The sequence below is a fragment of the Kribbella caucasensis genome (genome assembly GCF_004361855.1).
GTDB classification, from domain to species: Bacteria; Actinomycetota; Actinomycetes; order Propionibacteriales; family Kribbellaceae; genus Kribbella; species Kribbella caucasensis.
The window spans coordinates 279,467-289,471 of sequence record NZ_SNWQ01000011.1 but is presented as its reverse complement, the minus strand read 5'-3'; the positions used below and the strand labels follow the sequence as shown (position 1 = coordinate 289,471).

Here is a 10,005-nt window from a genome sequence, read left to right as displayed (position 1 = left end):
GCCCAGATCAAACACGACGCCTACGCCACCGCGCCCGCAGCCGGTCGGGGTCGCTCGGGTGGGCGGGTGCGGCCCGGGCAGACCGAGATCTACGTACACCTGACCGACCACACCCTGGCCACCGGCGACGGGATCCTGCGGGTCGAGGGCCTCGGCCCGCTGCTGGCCAGCCAACTGGCCGAACTCATCGGCCACGGCCCCTACACCGTCAAACCGGTCATCGACCTCAACGACGCCATCGGCGTCGACTGCTACGAGATCCCGGACCGGATCCGGGAACGGGTCAAGCTGATCCACCCGATCGAGCAATTCCCCTACGGCACCCGCGAAACCGACCGGGCCATCGACCTGGACCACATCCGCCCGTACGACCCCCTCGGGCCACCCGGCCAGACCGGAACCGACAACCTCGCACCCCTGCGGCGCTACGCCCACAGGGTCAAGACCCACGGCCGCTGGAAGGTCAGGCGCCTGGACCGCAAGACCCTGGAATGGACCACACCCCACGGCTACCGGTTCCACGTCACACCCACCGGAACCCACCGAATCACCGACCCCACACCAGACCCCTGAAGTCGAACCACCGTTCCCGGTCCACGGATTGAGGCTGAGATCTCGCTCCGAAAGACCGATGTGCGGCTAGCTTGTGTGGATGCAATACGCGCTCGACAAGGAGGGGTCATGGCAACTTTCAGCCGGTCCGATGACCTGCAGGGGGCGGAGTTTGTCGACGCGGACCTGCGTGGGGCCCGGTTCGTTGGGTCTGACCTGTCTGGCGTTGTGATGCGCGGGGTCGATGTGCAGGGGGTGGAGATCGACGGACCGTCGCTCTTCGAGGGCGACAGCTTCTTGCGTGTCAACGGCGTCGACGTGATCCCCTTCGTCGAGGCCGAGCTCAACCGCCGCTTTCCCGGCCGCGCCGACCGGCATGCCCGAGATCCGGATGGCCTGCGCGCGGCCTGGTCCACGCTCGAGCGCACCTGGGCGGGCACGCTCGAGCGCGTCGCGGCGATGCCGGCCGGCACGGTCGACGTGTCGGTCGGCGGGGAGTGGTCGTTCGCACAGACGCTGCGGCACCTGGTCCTCGCCACGGACGTATGGCTGCGCCGGGCGATCCTGGAGATCGAACAGCCCTTCCACCCCATCGGTCAGACGGACGCCGGCGCCGAGGACAACGGCCTGGACATGTCGATCTTCACGACGGCTACACCGTCGTACGCCGAAGTGCTCGAGGTCCGGGCCGGTCGCGTCGCGATGGTGCGCGACTTCCTCGCCACCGTCACCTCGGACGAGCTGGCCGCGACGCGCACGGACCCGTAGGCCCCCGAACACCAGCAGACCGTCCTCGCTTGCCTGCACGTGATCCTCAATGAGGAGTGGGAGCACCACCGGTACGCCGTACGCGATCTCGACGCTATCGAGGCCTGAGGGCGTGGTTCAGGAACGACTCGATTGTGGTGAGGGTGGGCTTGTTCGACAGACCGGGCCGATCGTGGCAGTTGCGGGTTGAGGTCACCGAGGCGGGGGGATTGTCGGGGGACACGATCTCCCGGCTGTGTCCGACATCGGGGACTGAATAGAACGTGGCGGCCACGCACCTGGCCGTCAAACGCGGAACAGCAGCTCGCTCTGGTGATGTGGGACCAATGCGTCAGCCCGGCCGTGGGCGATCAGGAACGGCGGGTCGTTCCGGCTCACATACGTGATCGGGTTCGCCGCTCGCGCCGCCGAGGGACAGCTCTGGATCGGGCAACCGACGAGCAGTGATTCGGGCGACCTCGGATCGTTGTGGCAGTTGGTGAGGCCCGCGCTCAACCTCCGCCCCGCCCTCGCCGGTGTCTCGCCGCTGCTGGCCGACATCACCCGCGACCTGCGATTGACCCCGACGACCGGTGGGTTGATCACCACGGTCATGGTCGTCTGCCTCGGCGTCGCGTCGCCGCTCGCCCCATCACTGGTACGGCGCTGGGGCGTCGACAGCACGTTGTTCGCGGCCCTCGTCGTACTCACCATCGGCATCCTCCTGCGCAGCGGCGGCAGCACGATCGCCCTCTACGCCGGTGCGGCCGTCGCCGGGAGCGCGATCGCCGTGATGAATGTCGTCATGCCCGCGGTGGTGAAGCGCTACTTCCCCGACCGCGTCGGCGCGCTCACCGCGGTGTACGTCAGTGGGCTCGTCACCGGAGCCGCCTTGACCGCGGGCCTGATGGTTCCTGTCCAGCGCGCGTTCGGTGACAGCTGGCAAACCGCCGCCGCCTCCATCGCCGCGTTGTCGGCTGCCGCCGCCCTGACCTGGCTCCCCCGGGTACGCCGCCCCGTCCCCCAACCCATTGGCCCCACCACCCCACGACCCCGATCTGGTCTGCTGCGCGATCGCGTCGTCTGGTCGGTCACCGCGTTCATGGGCCTGCAGTCGCTCACGTTCTACGTCGTACTCGCCTGGCTCCCGCCGATCTTCCGCGACGCCGGCCTCTCCGCCGAACACGCCGGCTACCTACTTGCCCTCAGCAACCTTTCTCAGCTCGTCAGCACCCTCACCGTGCCCACCCTGGCAGCCCGCGCCCGCAGCCAGTCCGGGTACGCCGCGACCGCCGCCGTCGTCACCCTTGCCGGCTACCTGGGCGTTCTCTTCGCCCCCTCGACCGCGAGCTGGTTGTGGGCGGTCCTCCTCGGCCTGGGTCAGGGTGCGTCCATCGCCCTCGCCCTGCTCTTCATTGCCCTCCGCTCCCCCGATCCGCTGACCACGACCTCGGTGTCCGCCCTCGCCCAATCGATCGGCTATGTTCTGGCCGCGACCGGACCCGTCGCCGTCGGTCTGCTCCGGCAGGCCACGGGCGGCTGGACCGTACCGCTCATCGTGATCATCGGTGTCCTGATCGCACAGCTCACCGCCGGCATCCTGGCCGGACGTCCCCGCCTCGTCACACCGAGGTGACTCCGCTGGGAGATAGCGTTTGCTGTCATGGCACAGCAGACCCCGTACCCGCCTCCGCCATACCAGCCGCAGAAGCAGAGCCGCGGCCCGCTTCTGGTGCTGATCGGCGTACTCGGCCTGGTGCTGGTCGCCGTACTGGTGACAGGTGCGGTCCTGCTGCTGCGTAACGACAACAGCGAATCGGCGGGGAGCGGGCCTGCGACCAAGCCGGCGATCCCCGAGGCAGTGCAGTTCCGCCGAGTGATCAAGACCGAGCCGGGTGTCTGCGAGACGCCGTCAGCGTCCACCGCCTGCGGTTCGGACGGCAGCCGCTACACCCTCGGCAAGATCGAGCTGGACGGCAGCCATGTAACCGAGGTGACTGCCGCCGCCGGCCAAGACACCACCGCCTGGTACGTCAACCTGAGCCTGGACCAGGAGGGCGGGCAGCTGTTCGGCCAGCTCACCACCGAGCTGGCCGCGAAGACGCCGCCGGCGAACCAGCTCGCGATCGTGGTCCGTGGCCGGGTGGTTTCGGCCCCCGTCGTCATGTCACCGATCACCGGCGGCAAGGTCCAGATCAGCTCCAACTTCAGCAAGCAGGACGCAGAGAACCTCGCCTCCGAAATCACCGGCTGACGAACCGCGGTAGTGCAGCGGCGCCGACGGCGAGGAGGGCGATGATGGCGATCTGCACGGCTTCGACGGTGGCGAAGGCGTGCGCCGTGTTGTGTTCGGCCCGAGCGATGTAGAGCGTGCCGAGGGTGGCGACGCCGAGTGCGAGGCCGCTCTGCTGGAGAGTGATCAGTACGCCGCTGCCGACGCCGCCGAGATGGGTCGGGACATCGGCGAGCACGCTGCGGAACAGTCCGGTGAACAGCATCGACTGTCCGGCGCCGGACAGCGCGAGCGGGACAGCCATGTCCCACAGACTGACGTTCGGCCAGCCGTGGACGACGACTGCCACCAGTGAGGCGAGACCGGTGAGTTGGATGACCGCGCCGATCGACAGCGCGGCTCGGCCGAAGCGGCCGATCAGTCGTGGTGCGAACAGCGAGCCGAGCAAGAACAGCACCGCCATCGGCAGGATGGCCAGTCCGCCGTGGAGAGCGTCTTCGTGCAGACCGTCCTGGACGGTGAGGGCGAAGACGAACATGAACGCGCCGAAGCCGATGCTGAACGCGAACACCATCACCAGGCCGCGAGACATCGACGGCAGGCGTAGCAGGGATGGGGGCAGCAGCGGGATCTCACCACGCTGCTCCGCGCGCCGTTCCACCACGAACGTGATGGCGCCGAGTACGACGGCCAGCGCGATCATGGCCCAGGTCCACCACGGCCAGCCCAGCGAGTGTCCTTCGGTGAGTGGGACCAGTAGGGCGGTGAGCGTCGCGGCGAACAACACGGTGCCAGGCAGGTCGACCCCGACCGGGTGCTCCGAGCGAGTGTCGGGCACGATCCGGGTCGCCACCACCAGCACGATCAGCCCGATCGGCACGTTCACCAGGAAGATCGGCCGCCACGACGTACCGGCGATGTTGGCGCTGACCAGCAATCCACCGACCAGTTGTCCGACCACGGCGGCGATGCCCGACGTCGCGCCGTACAGGGCGAGAGCGCGTGCCTTGCGTTCGTGCTCGAGGGTGTGATGGAAGGTCGCGAGCACCTGCGGGATGAGCAACGCCGCGGTGGCGCCCTGCACGATGCGGGCGGCGATCAGGACACCGACCGTCGGCGCGATGCCACAGACCGCCGAAGCCGCCACGAAGCCGATGAGTGCGCCCAGGAAGACGCGGCGGCGACCGTAGCGGTCACCCAGGCGGCCGCCGAGTACCAGCAGGGCGGCGTACGCGACGCCGTATCCGGCGATCACCAACTCCAGTTCGGACGCCGAAGCATGCAATGAGTTGTCGATGCTCGGCAGCGCGACGTTGGTGATGAAGAAGTCCATGATCGGCAAGAACGCGCCGGCGAGGAGGATGAACACCATCTCGACTCCAACTGATTATGACTTGATAACTACTTGGCCAAAATCAGTATGCGTCCATAACTATGTCTCGACAACCATCTATGCTGGCGGTGTGACGAAGAACCCAAAGCGGGCGGACGAGGAACGCTGGGCCGACCTCGCCGATCTGGTCCTGATCATCAGCCGGGAGATCCAGTACCGCGGCTACACCGACGATCGGGCCATCTCATTGACCCAGTCCGAGGGCATCGTGACGCGGTACCTGCTCCAGAACGACCCGGCCGCCCCCAGCCAGATCGCCGCGGCCACCGGACTCCAGCGCACCAACCTCTCCACCACCCTGCGCGGCCTTGAACAGAAGGGCCTCGTCGAACGGCAGGCCAACCCCGCCGACGGCCGCGGCGTCACCGTCAGCCTGACCGAACTCAGCCGCAGCAACCGCGATCTCGTCATGCACGAATGGGCAACGACCGTCAGCGAGGCCGCCGAGCACGACACCACCAACCTCGACGCGACCCTCACCCTGCTCACCGCCATCAAGGACGGCCTGGCGAAGACGCGGCCCCCGACGCCATCCGGGCACCCACCGGCGTGATCAGCGGTTCGCAGTCAGGAACTTCTCCAGGTCGGCGGCGAGTTCGTCGGGGTACTCGCCGTTGATCGCGTGCGACGCATCGGGGTAGACCTTGACGGTTTTGTTGCGCAGGGCACGTTCCGCGGTCTCGGTCGCGGTCTTCGGGTCGTGCATCACGGAGCGCCCGGCGATGAACGCGAGCACGGGCATCCGCAGCGCCGACAGTCGCTCCTCGCTGATCCGGGTCGGCTGCGACTTGCGCAGCGTGTAGTTCTTCATCCCGGACTCGATCATGTCCGCGATCGGTTCGTCCTCCACCGGCGCGCCGCCCGCCGTACAGGAGTTGAAGCTGTCCCGCCAGGACTTCGGCAACCACTTGATCGCCGCCGAAATGGACCGGACGATCGTGCCGAACGGCATGTTGTCGTACACATAGACCGGGTCGATCGTGGTCAGGGTGGCGACGTGGCCGGGCTGCCGCACCGCGAGATTGGCCGCGGTCCAGCCGCCGATCGACAGGCCGACGACGTGGAACCGCTCCTCAGGCAGGGCATCCAGCGTCTGGTGCAACCAGCGGGCGTGGTCGTCGTCGGACACGATCGGCTTGTTCTGAATGCTCATACCGGGCTCGCCGAGCAGATCGATGGTGTAGACGTCAGCGACCTTGAGCAGCGACGGCAGGTTGCCGGCCCACACGGGCGAGGCCGACGAAGTACCGGGAAGCAGCACCAACGGCTCGGCCCGCTTGCTCGGCCCGTCGAACTTGTAGACCCGCACATAGCCGTACTCCGTCCGCACGTCGCGGGTCTCGGCGGGCTCGGGCATGCCAACTTCACGATCCAGGCCGACCCTGACCGAGCAGGCCCGGCGCGCGCAGCTGATCGACGTGACGGTCGAGCTCGTCGCCGAGCATGGGTACGGCGGGACGTCACTCGCCCGGATCGCGGAAGGCGCGGGTATCACCAAGGCGGCGGTGCTCTACCACTTCCCGTCCAAGGACGCGGTGATCGAGGCGGCCCACAAACACGTCCTCGACGCCCTTGTCGGCACGGTCGGCGCAGCCGTCGAAGCGGCCGGTCCGGCGGATCGTCCGGCCGCCTACATCCGCTCGATGGTCAGCCACGTGCGCGACCATCCCCGGCACACCAGGATGATCACCGAGGCGATGATCCACACCGGGCAGCCGACGAATCCGGCGGAGCGCTGGGGTCCACTCGCCCAGCTCCTCGCCGACGCCCGCGAGGCCCGCGGATCCACGTCCGACGTGGACCTGCGCACCCTCGCCATCCTCACCGGCGGCGCCATCGACGCCATCATCAGGGAACGCCTGGCCGACCCCGGCTACGACACCACAGCCGCCGCCGACGCCCTCGTCACCCTGATCGAGCAGGCTACTTGACCGCGCCGCCGGTGATGCCGGCGATGATGCGTCGCTGTGCGATCACGAAGACGACCAGCAGCGGAATGCTCATCAGCACCACGTAGGCGAAGATGAGGTTCCAGTTGTTCAGGTACACGCCGGCGCTGGCTACCTGGAACAGGTTCAGCGGCAGCGTGTCCATCCGCCCGCCGATGACGAAGAACGCGAAGAACACGTCGTTCCAGATGTAGAGGCAGATCAGGATGGTCGCGGTCGCGAGCACCGGACGGAGCAACGGCAGCACGATCGTGAAGAAGATCCGGACGGGGCCGGCGCCGTCGACGCGGGCCGCTTCCTCCAGTTCGTGCGGGATGGTGCGGATGAAGCCGGTGATGAAGAAGATGGCCGTTGACATGTAGATGCCGACGTACACCAGGACCATGCCGGTGAGTGTGCCGGCCAGGCTGATCTGTCGCAGCAGGAGGACGAGGGTGATCACCGCCGGCGGGATGACGATGCCGCTGATCGCGACGGCGTACACGGTCGACAGCCAGACACTCGAGCGCCGGGCCAGCACCCATGCGGCCATGGATCCGAACAGGAGCACGAGAATCACGGCCGGCACAACGATCGAGGCGCTGCCCAGAAACGCTTGAACAACCCGCCCTTCGCTGAAGGCTCTCGCGTAGTTCTCAGCGAAGTGCCATCCGTCGGCGGGCAGCGCCATGGAGGGATTCAGCGCATCGCCCTGGGACTTGGCCGAGGTCACGACGACCAGCCAGAGCGGGACTCCGATGACGACGGCGACCAGCGCCAGCGCCGCGGCGGGCTGGATCAGGCTGAGCGGTTTTCTCACAGGACACGCTCCCGGCGGCGCAGCAGGACGATCGTCGGGAAGGCCATCAGCGAGATGACGATCACCAGGACCAGGCTCATGGTGGTGGCCTGGGCGAACAGCCCCTGCCCGAACGTGCGGTAGATGAAGATGTTGAGGATCTCGGTGGTCTGGCCGGGACCGCCGCCGGTGGTGGCCTGAGCGATGTCGAAGCTGTTCATGGATCCGAGCAGGGCCGTCGCCACGTTGAAGGTGGCCGCCGGGGCCAGGAACGGGAACTTGACGTGACGGAAGGTCTGCCACCGGTTGACCCCGTCGATCCGTGCCGCCTCGAGCACCTCGGAGCTGATGGTCTTCAACCCGGCCAGATAGATGAGCATCGCCAGGCCCATCCACTTCCAGGCGTGGATGAGGGTCAGCCACACGAGGGTCCAACTGGGATCGTTCAGCCAGGCATAGGTGACCTCTTGCCCGGTGACGAACGACAGGACGGCATTGACCGAACCGTCCGGCTTGAGCAGGGCCTGGAAGGTGTATCCGACGGCGAGGGCCGACATGAGTACCGGGATGAAGATCATCGTGCGGGCGAAGCGGTTGATCCTGGTGTCGGCCTCCAGCAGCAGAGCCAGGCCGAGACCGAAGAGGTTCTGGAAGATGGCGACCAGTACGGCGTAGATGATGTTCACCTTCAGGTCACCGAGCAGCACGCCGTTGCTCAGCACGTTGCTGAAGTTGCGCAGCCCGACGAAGTTGATGGAGCTCTTGAAGCTCGACCAGTCGGTGAAGGCGTAGACCAGGTTGTAGACGCTGGGCACGAAGAAGAACACGAGCATGATCGCCATGGCCGGCACCAGGAAGGCCAGGGGCTGCGACGGTTTCTGGACTCGTCCGGTCCTCGGGGGTGCGCTGGCGCGCCGGGGCGGGCTCGGCGCGCCAACGCTCTCGGCAGACGTCCAAGTCTTCGTGGACATGCTGTTCATCCCTTCAGTTCCTTGGTCGCTGCCGTCCGGCTCAGAAGCCGGCTGCCCCGATGGCCTGGGCGAGCTGATCGAACTGCGCCTGGGTCGTCTCGGCCACCTTCTCGGGCGTGGCCTGTCCGGCCAGCATGTTGGCCAGGTTGAGGTAGAGGTCCGGGTTGACGATCGCGAGCACCTGCATCGAGCCGACGGACTCGCCGATCGAGTCGGCATTGGCCTTCAGCGCGTCCGGAACATCCGCGGGCGTCTCGACGCCGGTCTGGATCGAGACGGTGTTCAGGTCCTTGACGAACTCCGGGTAGGCGGTGCCCAGCCAGTAGGACAGGAACTGACGGGCGGCGCCCTCACGCTTGGCGTCTCCGGTCTTGAACGCGATCAGCGCGTTGGACTGGTCGGGGATGTTGGTCCCGATGTTGCCCGCCGGCGAGATGGGGAAGAAGCCGATCTTCTTGTTCAGCTCGGCGGTGTTCGACTGGGCCTGCATCTGGCTGAAGAACGTGTTGACCTGGATCGCCATCGCCGCCTCACCGGACAGTAGGGCCTTGCCCTGGTCGACGAAGGTGGCGGACGTGATGTTCTTGTTGAACAGCCCCTCGTCGACCAGACTCTTGTACTTCTTGATCGCGTCGAGGATGGTCGGGTCGGTGAACTTCTCCTCGTTCTTGTTCACCTTGTCCCACAGCCCCTGCTTCGCGGCGTCGGCGAGCTGGACCTGGACCCACCACTGGGTGGCCCACTTCTCGCCGCCCATCTCGTAGAACGGCACGCCGCCCGCGGCCTTGATCTTGCGGCCGGCGGCCACCATCTCGTCGAAGTTCTTCGGCGTGGAAGCAATGCCGTACTTCGCGAAAACCTCCTTGTTGTACCAAACACCTTCCACCGCGGGTACGGTCACCAAGGCCGCATAGCGAGTGCCATCCAGGATGCCCGTGGCGTCCTTCAAAGCCGGGGTGTACTTGTCGATGAACGGCGCTCCATCGAGGGACTGCAGGTTCTGCTTGGCGTTGATGGCGGTCAGCTGCGACGCGGTCGGCTGCCAGAAGGCCAGATCCGGTTTGTCGCCCGAGGCAACCTTCGTCTGAACGCTCTGCTCGTACGGGTCCGGGACCGTGAGGATGTTGATCTTGGCGCCGGTGGCGGCACCGAAGTCCTCGGCGACCTTCTTGGCCACGGTGTTGCTGTTCTGGGCGGCCCAGATGGTGAGGTTCACCCCATCGAGCTTCGTCGTCTCCGCCGGCCACGAGGCGGGCGCACTCGAGCCGGTGTCGCCCGAGCCGGCGCCCGGGTCACTGCAGCCCGCGGTCAGCAGCACGACCGCCGCTGCGGCGATCAAAGGTTTGCGGAGTCTGGTCATCGATCGTTTTCCTTACCCTGAT

The 10,005-nt window shown here is 66.9% G+C and carries 11 protein-coding genes and 1 pseudogene; 6 read left to right on the top strand and 6 right to left on the bottom strand.

Translation table 11 applies throughout. The features are described 5' to 3' along the window. A pseudogene (locus EV643_RS44245) lies at positions 1 to 573 on the top strand (hypothetical protein); the annotation flags it as partial. Between the two features lie 108 nt (positions 574 to 681). Further along, a complete protein-coding gene (locus tag EV643_RS23615) occupies positions 682 to 1,320 on the top strand; it encodes a DinB family protein (protein WP_238165747.1) in 639 nt (212 codons plus the stop codon). Between the two features lie 285 nt (positions 1,321 to 1,605). On the opposite strand, the gene EV643_RS46970 is transcribed toward EV643_RS23615, so the two are convergent. Then, positions 1,606 to 1,746: a hypothetical protein gene (locus tag EV643_RS46970; RefSeq protein WP_370452341.1), complete on the bottom strand. Its 141-nt coding sequence runs from the start codon at positions 1,744 to 1,746 to the stop codon at positions 1,606 to 1,608. Here EV643_RS46970 and EV643_RS23610 point away from each other — a divergent pair. Then, positions 1,703 to 2,935 (top strand): CynX/NimT family MFS transporter, encoded by a 1,233-nt coding sequence (locus EV643_RS23610; RefSeq protein WP_202869719.1) that lies wholly within the window; start codon positions 1,703 to 1,705, stop codon positions 2,933 to 2,935. The genes EV643_RS46970 and EV643_RS23610 overlap by 44 nt on opposite strands. Before the next feature lie 27 nt (positions 2,936 to 2,962). Next, positions 2,963 to 3,553, top strand: coding sequence for a SecDF P1 head subdomain-containing protein (locus EV643_RS23605; protein WP_133802288.1), 591 nt, complete (start codon positions 2,963 to 2,965; stop codon positions 3,551 to 3,553). On the opposite strand, the gene EV643_RS23600 is transcribed toward EV643_RS23605, so the two are convergent. Next, positions 3,543 to 4,904 (bottom strand): MFS transporter, encoded by a 1,362-nt coding sequence (locus tag EV643_RS23600; protein WP_133802287.1) that lies wholly within the window; start codon positions 4,902 to 4,904, stop codon positions 3,543 to 3,545. The two genes, EV643_RS23605 and EV643_RS23600, sit on opposite strands and share 11 nt — an antisense overlap. A gap of 91 nt (positions 4,905 to 4,995) precedes the next feature. Here EV643_RS23600 and EV643_RS23595 point away from each other — a divergent pair, with 91 nt between their 5' ends. Beyond that, a complete protein-coding gene (locus tag EV643_RS23595) occupies positions 4,996 to 5,478 on the top strand; it encodes a MarR family winged helix-turn-helix transcriptional regulator (protein ID WP_202869718.1) in 483 nt (160 codons plus the stop codon). Here the strand turns inward: EV643_RS23595 and EV643_RS23590 are convergent, their stop codons facing one another. After that, positions 5,479 to 6,282, bottom strand: coding sequence for an alpha/beta fold hydrolase (locus tag EV643_RS23590; protein ID WP_133802286.1), 804 nt, complete (start codon positions 6,280 to 6,282; stop codon positions 5,479 to 5,481). Here EV643_RS23590 and EV643_RS23585 point away from each other — a divergent pair. After that, complete coding sequence (locus tag EV643_RS23585; protein ID WP_133802285.1) at positions 6,281 to 6,856, top strand: TetR/AcrR family transcriptional regulator; 576 nt, start codon at positions 6,281 to 6,283, stop codon at positions 6,854 to 6,856. The genes EV643_RS23590 and EV643_RS23585 overlap by 2 nt on opposite strands. Here EV643_RS23585 and EV643_RS23580 read toward each other — a convergent pair. From EV643_RS23580 to EV643_RS23570, 3 genes are read right to left on the bottom strand one after another with little or no spacing between them, the layout of a single operon-like run. Next, positions 6,849 to 7,673: a carbohydrate ABC transporter permease gene (locus EV643_RS23580; RefSeq protein WP_133802284.1), complete on the bottom strand. Its 825-nt coding sequence runs from the start codon at positions 7,671 to 7,673 to the stop codon at positions 6,849 to 6,851. The two genes, EV643_RS23585 and EV643_RS23580, sit on opposite strands and share 8 nt — an antisense overlap. Continuing rightward, positions 7,670 to 8,623, bottom strand: coding sequence for a carbohydrate ABC transporter permease (locus EV643_RS23575; RefSeq protein ID WP_166665543.1), 954 nt, complete (start codon positions 8,621 to 8,623; stop codon positions 7,670 to 7,672). Before EV643_RS23575 ends, EV643_RS23580 begins: the two co-directional genes overlap by 4 nt. A gap of 40 nt (positions 8,624 to 8,663) precedes the next feature. Further along, complete coding sequence (locus tag EV643_RS23570) at positions 8,664 to 9,983, bottom strand: ABC transporter substrate-binding protein (protein ID WP_133802283.1); 1,320 nt, start codon at positions 9,981 to 9,983, stop codon at positions 8,664 to 8,666. Between the last annotated feature and the right edge of the window lie 22 nt (positions 9,984 to 10,005).

Excerpts from the sequence above, each read along its gene's own strand:
- EV643_RS23615 (WP_238165747.1), top strand. The coding sequence starts at position 682 with ATGGCAACTTTCAGCCGGTCCGATGACCTGCAGGGGGCGGAGTTTGTC.
- EV643_RS23605 (WP_133802288.1), top strand. The coding sequence starts at position 2,963 with ATGGCACAGCAGACCCCGTACCCGCCTCCGCCATACCAGCCGCAGAAG.
- EV643_RS23600 (WP_133802287.1), bottom strand. The coding sequence starts at position 4,904 with ATGGTGTTCATCCTCCTCGCCGGCGCGTTCTTGCCGATCATGGACTTC.
- EV643_RS23585 (WP_133802285.1), top strand. The coding sequence starts at position 6,281 with ATGCCAACTTCACGATCCAGGCCGACCCTGACCGAGCAGGCCCGGCGC.
- EV643_RS23590 (WP_133802286.1), bottom strand. The coding sequence starts at position 6,282 with ATGCCCGAGCCCGCCGAGACCCGCGACGTGCGGACGGAGTACGGCTAT.
- EV643_RS23575 (WP_166665543.1), bottom strand. The coding sequence starts at position 8,623 with ATGTCCACGAAGACTTGGACGTCTGCCGAGAGCGTTGGCGCGCCGAGC.
- EV643_RS23570 (WP_133802283.1), bottom strand. The coding sequence starts at position 9,983 with ATGACCAGACTCCGCAAACCTTTGATCGCCGCAGCGGCGGTCGTGCTG.